Consider the following 19,584-nt stretch of genomic DNA (forward strand, 5'->3'; position numbering starts at 1 on the left):
CCGCGCGCCCCCCGCCCCCGCGCCCGGCGCGCCGCGCCCGCCCCCCCCCCCCCCCCCCCCCGGCCCCCCCCCCCGCCGCTACCATCGCTGTGGGTGTGCGCGTCGTCACCCATGGCAAACACGCCGGGCCTGACCCGGCGCTACCATCGGGGTTCGTGATCCGATGGAGCCCGACCATGCGCAAGAGTGCTTTCCTTGCCCCCGCGCTGCTGCTGGCAGCCTGTGCCCAACCGGCGCCGCCGACCGCACCGGAGGCAACGCCCGCTGCTGCACCGCCGGCCGAACCCGTGCAGACAGCACCGGCAGCACCTGCGGCACCCACGAGCGAACAGACCGAAGATGCGCGCGCGCGCATCGAGACACTGCTCGGTGATGCGGCGCAGTACGAGAAGGTCTTCGATGCCTTCAGAACGGCGGTGGTCGGCGGTGATCGCGCGGCGGTCGTCGAGGAAATACGTTTCCCGTTGAACATCAGCGGCGGAAAGACGATCGCCGGACCGGGCGAATTTCAGCGCAGCTACGAGAAGATCATCACGCCGGCCGTGGTCAAGGCGGTGTCCGCACAGGATTTCGGCAAGGTGTTCGTCAACCAGCAGGGCGTGATGATCGGCGATGGCCAGGTGTGGTTGAGCGGCCAGTGCCTTGATGCGGCCTGCACCCGGACCGAAGTGAAGGTCATCACCATCCAGTGAGCGTGCGGGGTGACGGGCTCTGGCCCGCCACCCTGCGTTACCTGATCAGGTCTTCGGCGTGAGCTTGAGCAGGCGCGCCTTGCTGCCATCTTCAAGCAGCCACAGCGCGCCATCGGGCCCCTGTTCCACTTCACGGATGCGCTCACCCATGTTGAAACGTTCCGCCTCGCGCGCGTTGTCGCCCTCGAAGGCTACGCGCACCAGTGATGTGGAGGACAGGCCGCCGATGAAGCCGCTGCCCTTCCACTGCGGGAACAGGGTGCCGCTGTAGATGACGAAGCCCGCAGGCGAGATGACCGGCGTCCAGGTCACCTTCGGCGCGGCGAACTCCGGGCGCGTGTCGTGGTCGGGAATCGGCCGGCCGTCGTAGTGGTCGCCGTTGGAGACCACCGGGTAGCCGTAATTGGCGCCCCGCACGATCAGGTTCAGTTCGTCTCCGCCCGCCGGCCCCATCTCATGCGCCCACAGCTTGCCGTTGGCATCGAAGACCATGCCCAGGATGTTGCGATGGCCCAGCGACCACACCTGTGCAGCCACGCCGCCCTGTGACGCGAACGGATTGTCCACCGGCAGGCTGCCATCGTCGTTGAGGCGGATGATCTTGCCGAGGTTGCCGCCCATGTCCTGCGCGGGGTCGAACTTCTGCCGTTCGCTGGAGCTGATCCAGAGCTTGCCGTCCGGACCGAACACCAGGCGATGGCCGTAGTGGCCCTGCCCGCTGACCTTCGGTGTCTGTCGCCAGATCACCTTCAGATCCTTGAGCTGGCCACCGCCGTCGGCGTCCAGGGCGAGCGTGGCGCGGGCCACCGCGGCGCCGCGGGTATCCAGCGTGCCTTCCTCGGCATAGCTGAGGTAGATCACCTGGTTGCGGGCAAAGTCCGGGTGCAGGATGACGTCGCCGAAGCCGCCCTGGCCACCATAGGCGACCTTCGGTACGCCGGTGATCTCATGCTTCTGGCCGCTGGCCACGTCCAGGTGCTGCAGCTTGCCGCGCTTTTCGGTGACCAGCAGACTGCCATCGGGCAGGAAGGTCATTGCCCACGGTTGATCGAAACGGCTGACTTCCGTGGCGGTGAACGGCCGCTGGTCGGTTGCGGCCGCAGCCGCAGCGGGCGCAGCAGCGGTGGCGGCAGTACCGGCAGTGCCGGATGCAGGATCGGCGGCGTTGCAGGCAGTGGTGGCGAGAATCGGCGCCAGGCCGAGGGCAAGCAGCAGGGGCGTGCGGGTCATGGGAATCTCCAGGGCGGGGATGCGGATGGCCAAGCGTTCCCTTGTATACCACTGCGGGTGTGACCGTCGTGGCCCGAAGGTCCTGCTACCCCCTGTGCGACGTGGGGCGGATCGTCTAGGGTGGGCACGCCCGGGCAATGCATGCCCGTCTGTCTGCCAAGGATCTGCAATGCACACTGTTCCGACCCACAAGCCGTCTCCCGCCTTCGTCGCCGCTTCCTGGGTGGCGCTGCTGCTTGGCGCGGTGGCTTATCTGATCGGCCTGTTCAACGCCGAAATGGCCCTGAACGAGAAGGGCTACTACCTGGCGTTGCTGCTGTACGGCCTGTTTGCGGCGGTATCGCTGCAGAAGAGCGTGCGCGACCGCGTGGAGGGCATCCCGGTCAGCGGCCTGTACTACGCGCTGTGCTGGTTCGCCCTGCTGTCGGCGCTGCTGCTGTTGCTGGTGGGCCTGTGGAATGCCACGTTGCTGTTGAGCGAGAAGGGCTTCTACGCCATGGCCTTCGCACTTGCGCTGTTCGGCGCGGTCGCGGTGCAGAAGAACACCCGCGACCTGATCGCCGCCAACGGCGGCAATGCACGCGGTCAGGCCGTGCCGCCGCTGCCGGAACAGGACTGACGCCCGGATTGCGCAGAGCCGGGACCATGCCCGGCTCTGCCGCAGTGCCGAAGGGCAGCCGGGCATGGCCCGGCCGCAGCGCGGCGTGCCCTCAGGTGCCGCGCGGTACGCCCCGGTCCAGGCGCTGGTCCAGGTTGACCGCTTCTTCCCAGCCGCGGCGGACGGCGTTGCGGGCCTGCGCCCACTCCAGCCGGCTCTTGCCGCGCTCGCTCGCCCAGCGCGACTCGAGTTCGGCTTCCACCTCTTCGTACGCGCGGATCATGTCCTGCGCACGGGCAGCGTGGCCGATGCGATAGGCCGGCTCGTAGTCCTCGAAGAACAGCTGGTTGTCGTAATAGGGTTCAGCGGTGTAACGCTCGCGCCAGAAGTCGGAAACGGCCTGGCGCGGTGCGCTGTCATCCGGCACGCGGCCGGGGATCTGGTACTCGGGGCTCATCGATCGGGCTCCGTGGTGGATGAGCTTCGATCATGCCGCCATGGCGGTTAACGGTCCGGTCCGCTCGCGTGAAGGGAAGGTGTCCTCCATCCGCGCCGTCGCTGCCGATCATCAGGCGCCTACGTCCTTGCGCGGCAGTTTGTAGATCACTGCGCCGATGGCGAAGGCGACCAGTGCGGCGGCGATGTTCTGCCAGCTGGCACTGGCGAACAGGGCCAGGCAGAGCAGCAGGGCCAGGACCGGAATCAGCGGCCCGCCCGGCAGCTTCAGTGCGCCCGGCCGGTCGGCGTAGCGCTTGGCCAGCACCAGCACGGCCGCCGCGGTTCCGATATAGGCGAACAGTCGCGTGGTCATCGACAGCAGCGCCAACTGCACGAACGAACCGGACAGCGCCAGGCCGAGGGCGATCAGCCCCTGGCAGAAGATCGCGGCAGCCGGTGTGCGGAAGCGCGGATGGACCTGCGCGAGGATCTTCGGCCCGTAGCCATCGCGGGCAAGCGCGAACAGGAAGCGCGGGCCCATCATCATCGTATTGCTGTTGGTGCCGAGGATGGAGATGGTCGCACCGACGGTCAGGATCAACGCCAGTGCCTCACCGCCGAATCCGGCTGCGGCATCGGCCAGCGGTGTCGGCGACGACGCAAGCCCGGCCAGGGTGCCCTGCGCCACCACCTGCACCGCGCCGTAGATGACGGTGACGGTGATGATCATGGTGATCAACGCGAATGGAATGTCGCGACGGGGGTTGCGGTACTCGCCGGCTGCCGCCGGGATGTTCTCGAAACCAGCGTAGGCATACAGCAGCAACAATGCGGCCTCACCCATGCGCTGCAGGTCGTGCGGGTCCGGGCGCTGGCCGGAGAACGCCAGCTGCGGATCGATGTAGAACGCGCCGATGGCCACGAACAGCAGCAGCGGCAGCATCTTGCCGATCACCAGCACGATGCCGGTGCGGGCCGCCGAGCGCACGCCGATGATGTTCACGCCGGTCAGGAAACCCAGCGACAGCACGATCACGGCAAGGCGACCCGTGCCGGCCCCGGCCCAGGGCCAGAAGCGCGCGACCGCATCGGCCAGCGCATTGCTGAGTGCGGCCGCCGAGCTGATACGGGTCAGCCAGATCATCCAGCCGATCTCGAAGCCGGCGAAGCGGCCAAAGGCTTCGCGGGCATACAGATAGCTGCCGCCGGGTTCATCGAAGTAACTGGCGGCCTGCGCGTAGCACAGCACCAGCAGGGCCACCACGATGCCGGCGGCGACCACGCCCCACAGGCTGAAGGGGCCCAGCAGGGCGACGGTGGCCGCCGGCAGCAGATAGATGCCGCTGCCGATCACGTCGTTGATCGACAGGCCGACGATCTGCCAGCGGCTGACCGCGCGCTGCAGCTGCGGTTCGTCCGGGGCGCTCAACGCAACGCTCCGGTCAGGGCCGGCAGCTGCCACGGCCCCTGCAGGTTGTCGTACTCCGTCTTGGGCAGCAGGACGAAGACCGCGCGCGTGTCCGGCTTCAGCCAGGCCAGCAGGGCCGTCATGTGGCGCGGCTCCATTGCCGTACAGCCGGCCGTGGCCTCGCCCGGTTTGCGCCAGAGGTGGGCGAAGATGCAACTGCCCTTGCCCGGCCTGCGGCTGCTGTTGTGCTCGATCACGAAGCCCTCGCGGTAGCGAACATCGCCCTTGTTGTGCAGGTCCAGCCGCATCGGTTCGGTGGAGCCTTCTACTGCGGCGGTACCTACGTCCGCCGCATCGACGATGCGGTTGTAGTAGCGCGAGGCGGGTACATCCATGCAGTAGTGGCTGGCCGTCATCGGCAGATACGGCATCGCGCTGGCGATCGTCGGCGCGTAGCCGAACGCGGGGCCGATATCGAAGACGCCGGCCGGACTGCGCCCGTCGCCTTCCGTCTTCTGCGGCCCCTGGTTGTGCAGCGACTCACGGCCCACGCCCCACGCGCTGCCCTCACGCCCCACGGCCACGGTGAAGGCCGGGCCGTGCGGGCGCCACGTGTCGTCGCTGCTCCTACGCTCATAGGCCTGCAGCCGGCCCTGGGTGGCATCCCAGCTGTCGGTGACCACCACGATGGCCTGCAGACTGCGCGCCATCGGCGGCAGCGGGGTGAGCGCGCCGGCCGGCAGCGCGGTGGCCAGAGCGGTGACAGCGAGGGCGGTACGCAGCAGCGGCAGCATCGTGGACTCCAGTGAACCAGGGGTCGATCAGGCGTCGATCAGGTGTTCGATCCGTTCCAGGTTCACCCCGAGCTGGCGGTGGCGGTCCGGGTTGGCATGGCACAAAAGCACGAAGACGAAGTCGAGCAGGGACTGCAGTGAAGCACGGTACAGCAGCTGCGCCACGTGCGGTGCGGGGTCATGGGCGCAGACCACCAGTGACTGGTCGGCATGTGCGCGCAGTGGGTTGGCGGTGTGGCGGGTGATCGACACCACCTTCCCGCCCACGTCCTGGAACTGCCGCGACAGCTGGAACAGCTGCGGCAGCTTGCCGAACTCGGAGAACACCAGCATGGCATCACCGGCCCGCGCCGCTGACAGGTTGGCCATCATCAGGATCGGATCGGCATGGTGCACGGTCAGCATGCCCAGCAGCGACAGTCGCATGGCGAACTCGCGCGCGTACAGGCCGTCATCGCCAAGGCCGTACACGAACACTTTGGGCGCCCTGTCGAGCAGTCGCACGATGGCCTCCACATCAGCCTGCGCATTGGCCAGGCTGGTCTCTTCCTCGGCGGCTGCCCGGCTCAGGCGCAGGCGCCCGGCGATGTCGGCGTAGTCATCGGCGCTCGGCGACGGCGGGCGTGCCTGCGGATCGTGGCCGGCGCGCGCCACGTCCTGGCCGATCGAGTACTTCAGGTCCGGGTAACCCTTGAAGCCCAGCTTCTGGCTGAACTTCACCACGCTGGACTGGCTGATGCCCAGCGCGCTGGCCAGCTGCTGCGACGAGTAGTCGCGCAGCAGGTGCGCGTTGTCGAGGATGAAGTCGGCGATGCGGCGTTCGATGGCCGACATCTGCCCGCGCTCGGAGCGGATTTTCACCAGGGGTGGCATGGGGCTCAGCGTGGGTCCGGTTGCAGGAAGGGTAAGCGGGATCAACGGTCGGCGGTAGCGCCCGTGCAGCGGCCTACCAGCGCGGCGGCGTGATCATCTCCAGCCCGCGCACCTCGGTGATTCCCAGCCCCGGCGCATCGCTGATGGTGATCTCCGACTCGTTGAAGTTGACCCCGCCGCTGACCGGGTCGAACTGGCCCAGCGAAGGGCCGTCCAGGTCGACCTTGGTGATCACATCACTCCTGGCCACGGCCAGGTGCACGGCCGCGGCCACGCTGATGCTCGATTCGATCATGCAGCCGATCATGCACGGCACGCCGTAGATGCCGGCGATGTCGGCGATGCGGATGGCATTGGACAGGCCACCGGTCTTCATCAGCTTGATGTTGATGATGTCCGCCGCGCGCTGCTGGATCAGGTCCATCACCTGGCTGGGACTGAACACGCTCTCATCGGCCATGACGGGCGTGTTGACCCGGTCGGTCACGTACTTCAGGCCACTGATGTCGGCGGCCTTCACCGGCTGCTCCAGCAGCTCCAGCACCACGCCGGCATCCTCCAGCGTGCGCATCGCGTGCACCGCCTGCTTGGCGGTCCAGCCCTGGTTGGCGTCCAGGCGCAGCAGGGCGCGGCCTTCAACCGCCGCGTGGATCGCCTTGACCCGCTCGATGTCCAGGCCGATGTCCTTGCCGACCTTGATCTTCAGCGACTCGAAGCCACGCTCGATCGCCGACAGCGAATCGGCCACCATCTTGTCGATGTAGTCCACGCTGATGGTGATGTCGGTGGTGATGACCGGGTCGCCGCCGCCGAGCATCTGGTACAGCGGCGCACCATGCAGCTGCGCCCACAGGTCGTACAGGGCGATCTCCACTGCGGCCTTGGCGCTGGTATTGCGCTCCATCGACGTCTGCACCAGCCCGCACAGGCGGTTGAGGTTGGCAACGTCCTGCCCGATCAGGCGTGGAGCGATGAAGTGGCGGATCGCTTCGATGATCGAGCCATGCGTATCACCGGTGATCACCGCGGTGGCCGGCGCCTCGCCGTACCCGGTGTGGCCGCTGTCGGTGCGGATCAGCACCACCACGTCCTCCACGGTTTCCACGGTGCGCAGGGCGGTCTTGAAGGGGGTCTTCAGCGGCACGCGCAGCATGCCCAGTTCAATGGCGGTGATCTTCATTCAGGGGTCTTGGCCCGCAGGCGCTGGATGTTGGTGATGCGGTCGATGTAGCGGACCGTGTCGCTGGCCATCATCGGCTCCAGCGGCGTGACCGAAACACCATTGAGATGGGCCTGCACACGCGTGCCGTCGGCGCCGAACCAGCTGCCGCCGGCCGTATCGTGGATGACCCAGGTGCGGCCGTCGACGTGGCCGATGGCCATCATCACATGGCCGGGGATGTAGACCAGATCACCGACCTGCAGGCCGGTGACGGCACGTTCGCGCGCGGCCTTGCCATCCCTGCTGGTGAACGGCAGGCGATCCAGTGCCGGGCTGATCGCCTGGGCGCTGGTATTGCGCGGCAGCAGCACGCCGAAGCTGCGGTAGATTTCCGAAACGAAGCCGCTGCAGTCGCGGGTATCGTAGTCATGGCCCCAGCCATAGCGCTCACCCAGGAACTTGAACGCCTGCTGCAACAGCCGTCGAGGAGTCAGCGGCAGGTAATCGGCGGCCGTGTCCTGCGAGCGCGGCAGCAGTGCCGGAACCAGCTTCAGTCGTCCATCGGCCTCGCGCACGGGCAGCTGCACCACCCATGAGGCGTGGGCCTGCTGGCCGTTGACCGGCGTGGCCGCAGGCCAGTCGGCCAGCACCGGCAGGCGCACGCCCATGTCCAGCTGCAGGCGCGAGACGCGCGGCTCTTCCGGCGTGTAGACGGTGTGCGCGGTGGCGCCGGTGACGATGCGGTACGGGCCGGCGCTGCCATAGCCGAGCACGCTGGTCTTGTCGCCGGTGGCCACGGCGTCCGTTTCGATCCATGCACTGTAACGCTCGCTGTGCACGAACAACCAGCGGCCATCGGTGCTGCGATGGACCACGGCGACCTTGTCACCGGGGAACAGCGCCGATTCCTGGAAGCGATCGATATCGGTATCGCCCACCGTGCTGAAGACCCGCTCGCGGGTCGGGAAGGTGCGCAGTGCGGCACGCTTCACCACCAGCCCGTAGTCGGGCGCCACCTGTGCGGGAATCGCATCCAGGCCGAGGTTGGCTTCGATGGCCTTGCGCACTGCCGGTGCGATCGCCTGCCCCTTGGCGTTGTAGAGCGTACGCGTGGGCCAGCTCGACAGCGCCGTGATGCTGCTGCGTACCTGTGCCGCATCCAGCTGGGCGGGCAGGGCGGCGATGTCCTGGATATGGACATCCTCTGCGCGCATCCGTGCGTTCTGCGCCTGGATCTGTGCGCGGTCGAGGATCGGCGCATCGGCATCGTCCAGCCGGGCGGCCCAGTAGTCCGGGGTCAGGTAAGCCTCGTGCAGACCGATCACATACGGCAGCGGCGCGCCCGGATCGGGCGCGGCAGCCTGCACGAAGGCCGGTGCGGCGAACAGGCACAGGGCCAGGGTCAACCGGCGCGGCCACTGCCGGCGCGGTTCGCGGGAAGCCAGGATCATGCGCAGCACACCCTCCTCGAATGCCTTAAGGAATATTTATTCCTTTCGCCTGCGAAAGCAAGAATAAATTATTGACCGGTCCTCCGGCCCGTGTTACACAGCCGTTACCACCCGCGCTTGGGAAGTGTCGCTGTGGATCCTGCCGTTCGCAAACCGCGTCTGCCTGCCGCCGCCGGCCTGTGTGCCGCGCTGCTGCTGTGGGCGTCGGCCACGCACGCGGCAGACGCGCGCGACAGCCGGCAGCTGCAGGTGATCGACCTGATCGACAGCGGGCGCTTCAGCGACGCCCAGGCGCTGCTGGCTACCGCGCGCGATGCTGCCGAAGACGCATTCCAGCGCGAGCGCATGCGCCGCATCCGCCTGGATTTTTCCCTCGACGAAGCGGCGGCCAAAGCGGCGGTGCGTCGCTGGATTCCGGATCTGACCGACGAGGAGTTCGCGCGCTGGGACCAGCTGGGGCTGATCGAGCACCTCGATATCGATGGCAGGCGCGCGTACTTCAAGCGCGCGCCCTCGAACCTGTTCCTGCTCAGCGATGAAGCGCGTGCACGCCGCCGCGCCGATGCACCGATGCCGTCTCCGGGCCCGAATGAAGTGCTCAACGCGCACCACGCACGTGTCGTTGCTGCTGCCGGTCAAAGCGGCCAGGGCTCGGTGCTGCCGCAGCGCATCGCGTTCACGCAGTCGCTCACGGTCAAGGCCGATGCGGTCCCGGCGGGCGAAACCGTTCGCGCCTGGATTCCCTATCCGCGCGAGATTCCGGGCCAGCAGGAGCGCGTGCAATGGCTTGGCAGTACACCGGACAAAGCACGCGTGGCACCCGCCGGTACCCTGCAGCGCACCGCCTATCTGGAAGCGAAGGCCGTCGCCGGGCAGCCCACGCGCTTCGAGATCCGTTATGCCGTCACCCTGTTCGCCCGCCACACGGCAATCGATCCGGCCCGGGTGCAGCCGACACCGGCCGACGCCGCGCTGCAGCCTTACCTGAGCGAACACTTGCCGCATGTGCGTTTCACGCCGGCATTGAAACTGTTTTCCGACCAGGTGCTGCAGGGCGAAACACGCCCCTACGAGATCGTGCGCAGGCTGTTCGCGGCGGTCGATCGCATCCCATGGGCCGGCGCACGCGAGTATTCCACCCTCAGCAACATCAGCGACTACGCGCTGCGTGCCGGCCATGCCGACTGCGGCCAGCAGACGCTGCTGCTGATCGCGCTGCTTCGCATGAACGGCATTCCCGCGCGCTGGCAGTCGGGCATGGTGTTCTCCGACGATGGCAGCGGCTACAACAACCTGCATGACTGGGGACAGGTCTATCTGGCGCCGTATGGCTGGCTGCCGATGGATGTGACCACCGGTGCACTGGCCAGCGATGTACCTGCGCTGCGCGATTTCTACCTGGGTGGCCTCGACGGCTACCGCATCGCCTTCAACGACGATTTCGGCCAGCCGTTCGTGCCGGCCAAACAGCATTTCCGCTCGGAAACGGTCGACTCGCAGCGCGGCGAGGCCGAGTGGGCAGGCGGCAACCTGTACTTCGACCAATGGAGCTACGACTTCCAGTGGCAGGTACTGCCCGCCGGGCAACGCTAGCGCGACACACCACCATCGGCACCATTCAATTCTTGCAGGAGAGAGCAGGGGATGAAGGCATACAACATCAAGCGGGCGGCGCTGTGCGTCGCCCTGGGTACCTGTCTGGGCGTGATCGCGCCCGGCGCCTTCGCGCAGGATGGCTCCGTCGCCGGCCGGCTGGTCAGCGATGCCGGCCAGGTTCCCGCCGGCGCCACGGTCACGGTGCGCAATCCGGCCACCGGCTTCGTCCGCTCGGTACAGGCCGATGCCAACGGCAGCTATCGCATTCCGCTGCTGCCGGTGGGCACCTATGAGATGGAGGTGAGCCTGCCCGGCGGCGGTGCCAGCCGCGTCGGCCAGGTCACCGTCGGACTGGGCAGCGCAACCACCGTCAATGTGCCGCTGGGTGCGGTCAGCACCTTGGGAACGGTGGAGGTGCGCGCGCCGCAGGTGGTATCGATGGTGGATGTGAAGTCCACCGAATCGGCCACCAACATCACCCGCGAGGAGCTGTCGCGCCTGCCGGTGGACCGTGACATCACCGCCGTCGCGCTGCTGGCGCCGGGCGCAGTGAAGGGCAAGGGCTCGCTGGGCGGGCAGGGCATTTCGTTCGGCGGCTCGTCAGTGGCCGAGAACACCGTGTACATCAATGGACTGAACGTCACCGACTTCTACAACCGGGTGGGCTTCTCGTCAGTACCGTTCTCCTTCTACCAGGAGTTCCAGGTCAAGACCGGAGGCTATTCGGTGGAGTTCGGGCGCAGCACCGGTGGCGTCATCAACGCCGTCACCCGCTCGGGCAGCAACGACTTCAAGGCCGGTGCCGAGCTGGTGTTCGAACCCCGCGCGTGGCAGTCGCAGGCCCGCGACCGCTATGACGGCCAAGGCAGCCGTTACATCACCGCCAGCCGCGACGACTACAGCCGCAGTGCGCTCAACGTGTTCGCCTCCGGTGCCCTGGTCCAGGACCGGCTGTTCTTCTTCGGCATGTACGAGGCCCGTGACTACCGGCCAACCTCGACCAACGATGCCGGTACACGCCTGAGCCAGGGCAAGGCCGATGACCCGTTCTGGGGCGGCAAGATCGACTGGCAGATCACCGACAACCAGATGCTGTCGCTGTTCGGCTTCTCGGACAAGAGCAAGACGCTTACCGATGTCTACAACTACGACTATGCCAGTGGCCAGACGGTAGGCGAGCGCAGCAACCAGATCTACAACACCGTGGGCGGCAGGAACTGGTCGGGCACCTACAGCTGGCAGGTCAACAACGACCTGACCATGAAGCTGATGTATGGCGAGAACAAGCGCAACCGCGCGCAGAGCTCGTTGATGGACGAAAACTGCAACCGCGTGTTCGACAACCGTACCGCCAGCCAGGGCGTGCCCTCGCAGCTGCAGGGCGACCGCAGCTGCACCAGCAGCTCGCTGCTGGAATCGGCACTGGATACGCGCAAGGCCGCACGCGCCGACTTCGAGTGGACCCTGGGCGACCATCTGCTGCGCTTCGGCCTGGACCGCGAAGAGAACACCTCCGACTACAGCCGCGCCTATCCCGGTCCGGGTGGTTTCCGCTACGACATCTACTACCGCACGCCGGGCAGCTCGCTCAATGGGGGCATCGTGCCGGCCAGTGGCCTGGTCGCGCGCACCCGCCGGTATGAAGTGGATGGCTCGTTTGAAACCATCAACTCGGCGTATTACCTGGAAGACAACTGGCAGGTCACCCCGAACCTGCTGCTGAACATGGGCCTGCGCCTGGAAGCCTTCGACAACAAGGGCGGCGACGGCAGCAGCTACATCAAGATCGACGACATGCTGGCCCCGCGCCTGGGCTTCGCGTGGGACGTGCGCGGTGATGGCACCACCAAGGTGTTCGGCAACCTTGGCCGTTACTTCCTGCCGGTGGCCAACGTCATCAACATCAAGCAGGCCGGTGGCTTCCTGGACGAACGCACCTGGTACGAATTCCTCGGCTATAGCGGTGCCGCCAACAACGTGCCGAACCTGGGGGCACAGATCGGGCCGGTCGACAATTCGCAGGGTGATGGCAGTGTGCCGGACCTGCGTGCCGAAGTGAACCGGGACATGGATCCGGTCTACCAGGACGAGGCGATCCTCGGCTTCCAGCAGATGATCAACGAAGCCTGGTCGGTCGGTGCCAGCGTGACCTATCGGCGCCTGCACAACGCGATCGATGACATGAACATCACCGCCACCGGCCAGTGCGGTGCCATCGACAGCGTCTGGATCATGGGCAATCCCGGGCGCAGCAATACCGTCTGGGGCGATACCAACTGCGACGGTAGCAACGACGGCTGGATCAGCATCGATACGTCGAAGGAAGGCTGGGCGCTGTATGACGATGACGGCAACTATGTTGGCCAGCGCGGCTGGGTGAAGCCCAAGCGCGACTACAAGGCGCTGGAGCTGCAGGTCGATCGCGCCTGGGATGGCAAGTGGGGCTTCAATGCGTCCTATACGCTGGCCTACGGCCGTGGCAACGCCGAAGGCCCGGTCAACTCCGATACCGACTTCGCCGATGCCGGTCGTACCGAGAACTTCGACAACCCCTGGGTGAACTACGGCGGCTATGGCTACCTGGCCAATGACCGACGGCATCAGTTCAAGTTCCGTGGCAGCTATGCGTTGACCGAGAACCTGAGCGTGGCGGCGACGCTGGGCGTGCAGTCGGGCAGCCCGATCACCCGCTTCGGCGCCGGCAATCCGTTCGACGACACCGACTTCCACAGCTATTACGTGTGCGTCTCCAACTGCCAGGCGAGCGTGCCGTCCGAGCGCGTGTTCGTGCATTCCCCGCGCGGCGGCGATGGCCGCACGCCGTGGACCTACGACCTCGACGTCAGCGTGTCGTACAAGGTGCCGATCCCAACCGACCTGCGCCTGAAGCTGGCGGTGTACAACGTACTGAACCAGCAGCGCGTGGTGACGGTGGACCAGGACTACGAACCGCAGGACAGCATCGGTACGCCGAACCCGCTGTATCGTTATGGCACCGGCTTCCAGTCGCCGCGCTATGCGCAGCTGACGGTAACCTGGAGCTACTGACGCTGTGCCCGCGCCGCGCGAAAGGGCGGCGCGGGCAATGACACAAGGGAGCGGGCCTGTGCTTCAGCTGATCGTCCTTGCTGCACTTGCCACCTCGCCTGCTGCGCCGGCGGAGCCCGCGCGCTTTGATGCCGATATCGCCACCGTTGTCGCACGCGAGCACCTGCCTGGGGTGGCGGTGGCGGTGGTGGACCAGGGGCAGGTGGTGTACCGCCATGCCGAGGGCATGCGGGGCGATGGCGGTCGCGTTGATGAGGACACGCTGTTCAAGATCGCCTCCAACAGCAAGGCGATGACCGCCGCGCTGCTGGCACGGCTGGTGCAGCAGGGCCGGCTGCGCTGGGATGACCCCGTGCAGCGGCATCTGCCCGGCTTCCGCATGCACGACGCCTGGGTAGGGCAACAGATGCAGGTGCGTGATCTGCTGATCCACAACAGTGGCCTGGGGCTGGGCGCCGGTGACCTGATGCTGTGGCCCGAGCCCAATGCCTTCACCCGCGCCGACATCATCGCCGGGCTTGCGCATCTGAAACCCGTCACCAGCTTCCGCAGCGGCTATGCCTACGACAACCTGATGTACGTGGTCGCCGGTGAAGTGGCTGCTGCCGCAGGGGGCAAGCCCTATGACCAGCTGATGCGCGAGCAGGTGTTTGAGCCGCTGGGCATGGCCCGTTGCCAGGTCGGCCGCTGGTCGGTGCGCGACGTCGGCAACGTCGCCCAGCCGCATGCGCGGCGCGACGGCCGCACGACGGTGGTCAACGCCGACGGTGAGATCAGCGCCGATCTGCCATCGATGGCAGCCGGTGGCATCCGCTGCTCGCTGCGCGACATGACGCGCTGGATGCAGGTCCTGCTGGATCCCGACCTGGTGCCGGACTGGCTGGACACGCCACAGCGGCGGGCACTGTGGACGCTGCACATGCCGATGCCGCTGGGTGACATGCAGCGGCGCTGGGACAACGCACACGTCCATGGCTATGGCTACGGCTGGCGCCTGTCGGACATCGATGGCCACTGGAAGGTGGCGCATACCGGCACCCTGTCCGGCATGTATTCGTCGCTGGCCCTGCTGCCCGACCGTGGCATCGGCGTGGTGATCCTGATCAATGGCGAGGGCGAGCAGGCACGTACGGCGCTGATGCAGTCGATGCTGAAGGCGTACACCGCGCCGCAGGACCGCAGGCGTGCCGCCGACTACCTCGATGAACTGGAGCGCGCGCAGGCGTCCAAGCGTGCGCAGGGGCATGTGGCGCCTTCGACGGAAGGTGCGCGCGCCGTATCCGGCACGGCCTTGCCGCAGTGGCAGGGCCGCTATGCGGATCCATGGCTGGGAACCGCCTGGCTGTGCCCAGGCCCCGACGGCCTGCGGTTCCGCGTGGGGAAATCGCCTCGCCTGCAGGCCCGGGTGATGCAGCTGCAGCAGCGTTGGCTGCTGCGTTGGGATACGCTGGGTGAGGACGCGCAGGCGTGGCTGCAGCCCGCCGATGGCCCGGTGCCGTCCCTGCAACTGCGCGCGATCGACCCGGACATCGACTTCAGCTATGACTTCCAGGATCTGCATTTCACTCGCACTGGCGATTGCACTGGCGAGCCCCGCGCACGCCAGTGAGGCGCCGCGCATATCGTCGGCCACCGATGCGTCGCAGGCCGGGCTGGTGGAGATCCGCACGGTGTCGCCGGGAATCGAGCTGGACATCCGCTATGCCGGCGCCGGCAACTTCACGGGCGCACGCGTGCCTGGCTATGAAGCGCCGGCCTGTTATCTGCTGGCGCCGGTCGCGACCGCACTGGCACGGGTCGAAGCGGATCTGCGCGCGCAGGGCTTCGCTCTGCGCATCTACGACTGCTATCGCCCGGTGCGCGCGGTGCAGGCGTTCGTGGCCTGGGCACATGACCCCGCGGAGCAGTCACGCAAGTCACTGCAGTATCCGGATCTGGAAAAGCCGCAGCTGTTGAGCGAAGGCTACATCGCCGAGCGCTCGGGCCACAGTCGCGGCGCCACCGTGGACGTCGGCCTGCTGGCGTGCCGGCGCGACACGTGCACGCCGCTGGACATGGGCACCGATTTCGATTTCTTCGGTCCGCGGGCGCACACCGCGGCCGAGGGACTCAATGACGCACAGCGGGCCCACCGTGCCCGTCTGCTGCAGGCGATGGCCCGGCATGGCTTCAGCAACTATGCGCAGGAGTGGTGGCACTACACGCTGCAGCCCGAGCCGGACCCGATGACCGCCTACGACGTGCCCGTTCGATAGCAGCACCGGCGGGTCCGCGCCGCCGAGACCCTCCGTCGTACACTGGCCGCCTTTCCCCTCCTGCGCACCCGATGAATCTTCCCCTGCATTTCGGCCTGCTCGGTACCCTGGAAGCTGGCGCCATCGCATTGCTGGTTGGCCTGCTGGTGTACCTGCTCTGGCATCGGCTGTGCCGCCTGCTGCACTGGACGGTAGGCCATGCCATCGGCTGGTCGTGCGTCATCGCCGTGGTGATCTCGGCCGGCATCGATGCATGGAAGCTCTTCTACATGGGAATCGTGCGGCTGGAGTCGCCGCTGTATGCGCGGTTGTTCCTGGCCACCATCCACGATCCGAACGAACTCGGCAGCCGCGTGGTGCTGGAGATTGCCGGAGCGCTCGCCGGTGTGGCGCTGGGATGGGTGTTGTTCAGTTCGCGGTCATCGTCCCAGAACGTCGAATGACGCAGGTTTTTCGTTGCCTGCGGGTTAAATCCAAGGGCGTTGAATGTTCGCCTTATGGGCCGATCACTCCACCCTAACCACCGCGCTAATGCATGCACGCCGGGCAGTGGTTAACCGCGCGTGTGGATGACGGTCGCGGCGCAAAATCGATTCAGAAACGGGGTGGCAGGGTAGGTGCCGTGCGGAAACAACAGGCCGCGCAACACCACCCCAAGGAGACATCCCTGATGACCATTCGCAACCGCAAGCCCCTGATCGCCCTGATTGTCGCCGCCGGCAGCGTACTGGCCATTCCGGCCATGGCACAGACCGCGCAGCAGCAGGCCGCACAGGCGCAGAATGATGCAGCGCAGGCCCAGCAGGCCGCCGCGCAGGCAGGCCAGGCCGCGAACCAGGCCACTGACGCAGCGGCGGCCGCGTCGGCGCAGGCCAGCGGCGGCGGCCAGACCTGGGCCAGCATCGATACCGACGGCAACGGCACCATCAGCAAGTCCGAGGCACAGGTCAACGCCGGGCTTGCCCAGGTGTTCGACCAGGCCGATGCCAACAAGGACGGCGAGCTGAGCGCCGATGAGTACAAGGCCTATGTGGCCGCCCAGCAGGCCGGTGCCGGCGGCGCCGCACAGGGCCGCTGATCCACCGTTGATTCGGGACAACCGGTGCATGGGTACCCGGGCGGCGCCAGCCGCCCGGGTTTTTTTCGCCCTCGCCGCGCCTGTATCCTTGTCCGATGAACACCTCCACGCCTGCGCCCGCGCGCGCCATCGGCCTGGTCGGTTTTGACGGTGACGACACGCTGTGGAAGAGCGAGGACTACTACCGCAAGGCCGAGCAGGACTACCTTGACCTGCTGTCGCGCTACATCGACGTGCACGACACCCAGACCGCCCGTCACCTGCTGGAAGTGCAGCAGCGCAACCTGGGTGTGTTCGGTTACGGAGTGAAAGGCATGGCGCTGTCGATGATCGAGGCGGCCATCGACATCACCGGCCAGCGCATCGAGGCCAGGGACATCCAGCGCATCCTCGACATCGGCCACGACACCCTGCGCCACCCGGTCGAGCTGATCGACGGTGTGCGCGAATCGGTGGCGGCCATCGCCGAGCACTATCCGGTGGTGCTGATCACCAAGGGCGACCTGTTCCACCAGGAAGCGAAGATCAACGTCGCCCGGCTGCATGAACTGTTCCCGCGCATCGAGATCGTCTCGGAGAAGGACCCGGCGACCTATGCCCGCGTGCTGGCCGAGTTCGACCTGCCGATCGAGCGCTTCGTGATGGTCGGCAATTCGCTGCGCTCGGACATCGAGCCGGTGGTCACGCTGGGGGGCTGGGGCATCCATACGCCCTATGCGGTCACCTGGGCGCACGAGACCCAGCACGGCGTGGCCGACGACGAGCCGCGCATGGTCAGCGCCGATACCGCGTGGGATTGGCCGGCCGCACTGGCTGCGATCGAAGCCAAGGCCAGCGTCGCGGCCTGACAGGGCGCGACGGCTGCGGCAGAATCGGGGCATGAACGCTCGCCTGCTCACGCTGCTGATGCTCCTGTTGCTGGCGCCGGCCACCGTGCTGGCGCAGCAGACGGCCGAACGCTCGGCGGCCTATGAGGTGGACACCGGCGACCGCTGGATCGACGCCCAGCTGCGCGACATCAACCACTACGCCGAGCGCTACCCCGATGCCTTCCTCGACGAGGTCTCGCGCTATGCCGATGTGCCGCGTGGCTATGTCAGCGCGCTGTTCAGCACCCACGGCTGGCAGGCGGGTGACCTGTACTTCGCCTGCTTCTGGGCCAAGGCCAGCGGCCAGACCTGCCGCGACAGCGTGCGTGCCTTCAGCCGTGACCCGGCCGGCGGCTGGCAGGCCGTGGTGAAGCGGATGCCCAAGGCACCGGACAACCTGCACTACCGCGCCGTGCGCCACGCCATCGTGGCCAGCTATGAGCATTGGGACCGGCCGATCACCCTGGATGCCACCCTGAAGCGCCAGCTCAACCGGTAGCGCCGGTCCGCTCCATGCTGCTCTGCATATCGCCGCCGGCCCCGCGCTCCGGCGACAATACGGGTCCGAGCTGTTCCCCGTTCCCGTAATCGAGTGACTGATGAGCGCCTCTTTCGTTTCGCCTGATGTGATCCGCCGCCTGTTCGCCCAGGCCATGTCCCGCATGTACCGCACCGAAGTGCCGCTGTACGGCACGCTGGTGGAACTGGTGGAGCGGATCAACGCGCAGGTGCTGGCGCAGGACCCTGCATTGGCTGCGCAGCTGCAGCGCAACGATGAGCGTGGCCGGCTGGACGAGGAGCGGCACGGCGCGATCCGCGTCGGCACCGTGCAGGAGCTGGCCACCCTGCGCCGCCTGTTCGCGGTGATGGGCATGTTTCCGGTCGGCTACTACGACCTGTCGGTGGCCGGTGTGCCGGTGCATTCCACCGCGTTTCGCCCGCTCACCGGTGCGGCGCTGGCGCAGAATCCGTTCCGCGTGTTCACCTCGCTGCTGCGCCTGGAACTGATCGAGGACGAGGCCCTGCGTGCGCAGTCGGCACAGATCCTGGCCCGCCGCCGCATCTTCACCGATGCCGCCCTGGCCCTGATCGACCAGGCCGAGCGCGATGGCGGGCTGTCGCAGCACGACGCCGAGCGCTTCGTGGCGGAGGCGCTGGAGACCTTCCGCTGGCACGGTGACGCCACCGTCGACCTGCCGACCTACCATGCGCTGCACCAGGCACACCGGCTGGTGGCCGACGTGGTCAGCTTCCGTGGCCCGCACATCAACCACCTGACCCCGCGCACGCTGGACATCGATGCCGCGCAGGCAGCGATGATCGAGCAGGGGATGGCCGCCAAGGCGGTCATCGAAGGTCCGCCGCGCCGCGCCTGTCCGATCCTGCTGCGGCAGACCAGTTTCAAAGCGCTGGAAGAAGCCGTGCATTTCCCCGATGAGCAGGGCGGTGATGCCGGCACCCACACCGCGCGGTTCGGCGAGATCGAGCAGCGTGGCCTGGCCCTGACGCCGAAGGGGCGCGCGCTGTACGACCAGCTGCTGGCGCAGGCGCGCAACAGCGAAGGTGCCGGCAGTACCGGTGGCGACTATGGCCAGCGCCTGCAGGCAGCGTTCGCAGCGTTCCCGGACGACCATGACACCCTGCGCCGCGAGGGTCTGGGCTACTTCCGCTATCAGCTGACCGAGGCCGGCCGCGCTGCGCCTGGCGGGATTGGTGACCTGCCGGCGGAAGCCCTGATCGCGGCGGGGCTGGTGGTGGCCGACCCGATCGTCTACGAGGATTTCCTGCCGGTCAGCGCCGCAGGCATCTTCCAGTCGAACCTGGGTGGCGAAGAGCAGCGCGCCTATGCCGCACATGCCAACCGCGAAGCGTTCGAGCAGGCGTTGGGCGTGCCGGTGAACGATGAGTTCGACATCTACGAGCGCCTGCAGGCCGAGTCACTGGCGAGCCTGCGCAGTTGATGCGTTGAGGTGGTCGCGGGGGGGGGGGCCCGGGGGGGCCCGCCCGCGGGCGGGGGGGGGGGGGGGGCCCCCCCCCCCGCGGGGGGGGGGGGGGGCGGGGGGGGGGGGGGGCGGGCCCCGCGGGGCCGGGG

Annotated in this window: 18 protein-coding genes; 11 read left to right on the forward strand and 7 right to left on the reverse strand. The window is 67.4% G+C overall.

Going from position 1 to position 19,584, the window contains the following annotated elements; translation table 11 throughout:
* Window positions 1-176: 176 nt before the first annotated feature.
* On the forward strand, window positions 177-692 hold the full coding sequence (locus ACVOME_RS17445) for a hypothetical protein (RefSeq protein ID WP_481505331.1): 516 nt from the start codon (window positions 177-179) through the stop codon (window positions 690-692).
* Between the two features lie 45 nt (window positions 693-737).
* On the opposite strand, the gene ACVOME_RS17450 is transcribed toward ACVOME_RS17445, so the two are convergent.
* Window positions 738-1,922, reverse strand: a complete 1,185-nt coding sequence (locus ACVOME_RS17450) for a PQQ-dependent sugar dehydrogenase (protein ID WP_481505332.1) — start codon at window positions 1,920-1,922, stop codon at window positions 738-740.
* A gap of 169 nt (window positions 1,923-2,091) precedes the next feature.
* On the opposite strand from ACVOME_RS17450, the gene yiaA reads away from it, so the two are divergent.
* A complete protein-coding gene (gene yiaA / locus ACVOME_RS17455) occupies window positions 2,092-2,541 on the forward strand; it encodes an inner membrane protein YiaA (RefSeq protein ID WP_279942935.1) in 450 nt (149 codons plus the stop codon).
* Window positions 2,542-2,632: 91 nt separating this feature from the next.
* Here yiaA and ACVOME_RS17460 read toward each other — a convergent pair whose 3' ends face one another.
* The 6 genes from ACVOME_RS17460 to ACVOME_RS17485 all read right to left on the reverse strand — a co-directional run bounded on the left by ACVOME_RS17460 (window position 2,633) and on the right by ACVOME_RS17485 (window position 8,646).
* A complete protein-coding gene (locus ACVOME_RS17460) occupies window positions 2,633-2,977 on the reverse strand; it encodes a hypothetical protein (RefSeq protein WP_053519473.1) in 345 nt (114 codons plus the stop codon).
* Window positions 2,978-3,088: 111 nt separating this feature from the next.
* Entirely contained in the window at window positions 3,089-4,387 is a 1,299-nt protein-coding gene (locus ACVOME_RS17465; RefSeq protein WP_065175432.1) for an APC family permease, read from the reverse strand.
* Window positions 4,384-5,160: a L,D-transpeptidase family protein gene (locus tag ACVOME_RS17470; protein ID WP_053519646.1), complete on the reverse strand. Its 777-nt coding sequence runs from the start codon at window positions 5,158-5,160 to the stop codon at window positions 4,384-4,386. The genes ACVOME_RS17465 and ACVOME_RS17470 overlap by 4 nt, the downstream gene beginning before the upstream one ends.
* Before the next feature lie 27 nt (window positions 5,161-5,187).
* Window positions 5,188-6,033: a MurR/RpiR family transcriptional regulator gene (locus ACVOME_RS17475; protein ID WP_065175430.1), complete on the reverse strand. Its 846-nt coding sequence runs from the start codon at window positions 6,031-6,033 to the stop codon at window positions 5,188-5,190.
* A gap of 73 nt (window positions 6,034-6,106) precedes the next feature.
* Window positions 6,107-7,213 carry a dipeptide epimerase gene (locus ACVOME_RS17480; protein ID WP_111186635.1) on the reverse strand — a complete coding sequence of 369 codons (1,107 nt, stop codon included), beginning with the start codon at window positions 7,211-7,213 and terminating at the stop codon, window positions 6,107-6,109.
* Window positions 7,210-8,646, reverse strand: a complete 1,437-nt coding sequence (locus tag ACVOME_RS17485; protein ID WP_128988079.1) for an SH3 domain-containing protein — start codon at window positions 8,644-8,646, stop codon at window positions 7,210-7,212. Before ACVOME_RS17485 ends, ACVOME_RS17480 begins: the two co-directional genes overlap by 4 nt.
* A gap of 132 nt (window positions 8,647-8,778) precedes the next feature.
* Here ACVOME_RS17485 and ACVOME_RS17490 point away from each other — a divergent pair, with 132 nt between their 5' ends.
* The 9 genes from ACVOME_RS17490 to hglS all read left to right on the forward strand — a co-directional run bounded on the left by ACVOME_RS17490 (window position 8,779) and on the right by hglS (window position 19,453).
* Window positions 8,779-10,239, forward strand: coding sequence for a transglutaminase-like domain-containing protein (locus ACVOME_RS17490; RefSeq protein ID WP_481505333.1), 1,461 nt, complete (start codon window positions 8,779-8,781; stop codon window positions 10,237-10,239).
* A 51-nt stretch (window positions 10,240-10,290) separates the two neighbouring features.
* Complete coding sequence (locus ACVOME_RS17495) at window positions 10,291-13,290, forward strand: TonB-dependent receptor (protein ID WP_111186633.1); 3,000 nt, start codon at window positions 10,291-10,293, stop codon at window positions 13,288-13,290.
* A gap of 58 nt (window positions 13,291-13,348) precedes the next feature.
* Window positions 13,349-14,899 carry a serine hydrolase domain-containing protein gene (locus ACVOME_RS17500; protein ID WP_481505334.1) on the forward strand — a complete coding sequence of 517 codons (1,551 nt, stop codon included), beginning with the start codon at window positions 13,349-13,351 and terminating at the stop codon, window positions 14,897-14,899.
* On the forward strand, window positions 14,832-15,545 hold the full coding sequence (locus ACVOME_RS17505) for a M15 family metallopeptidase (RefSeq protein WP_279942929.1): 714 nt from the start codon (window positions 14,832-14,834) through the stop codon (window positions 15,543-15,545). The genes ACVOME_RS17500 and ACVOME_RS17505 overlap by 68 nt, the downstream gene beginning before the upstream one ends.
* 71 nt (window positions 15,546-15,616) lie before the next feature.
* Window positions 15,617-15,988 (forward strand): hypothetical protein, encoded by a 372-nt coding sequence (locus tag ACVOME_RS17510; RefSeq protein WP_065182560.1) that lies wholly within the window; start codon window positions 15,617-15,619, stop codon window positions 15,986-15,988.
* Between the two features lie 227 nt (window positions 15,989-16,215).
* Window positions 16,216-16,623 carry an EF-hand domain-containing protein gene (locus tag ACVOME_RS17515; RefSeq protein ID WP_065175425.1) on the forward strand — a complete coding sequence of 136 codons (408 nt, stop codon included), beginning with the start codon at window positions 16,216-16,218 and terminating at the stop codon, window positions 16,621-16,623.
* Between the two features lie 95 nt (window positions 16,624-16,718).
* Window positions 16,719-17,471 (forward strand): HAD family hydrolase, encoded by a 753-nt coding sequence (locus tag ACVOME_RS17520; RefSeq protein WP_053519655.1) that lies wholly within the window; start codon window positions 16,719-16,721, stop codon window positions 17,469-17,471.
* Between the two features lie 31 nt (window positions 17,472-17,502).
* Window positions 17,503-17,991 (forward strand): hypothetical protein, encoded by a 489-nt coding sequence (locus tag ACVOME_RS17525; protein WP_053519656.1) that lies wholly within the window; start codon window positions 17,503-17,505, stop codon window positions 17,989-17,991.
* 100 nt (window positions 17,992-18,091) lie between these two features.
* Entirely contained in the window at window positions 18,092-19,453 is a 1,362-nt protein-coding gene (gene hglS / locus ACVOME_RS17530; RefSeq protein WP_277381326.1) for a 2-oxoadipate dioxygenase/decarboxylase HglS, read from the forward strand.
* Window positions 19,454-19,584 lie beyond the last annotated feature (131 nt).

Source organism: Stenotrophomonas sp. STEN008 (genome assembly GCF_056760435.1).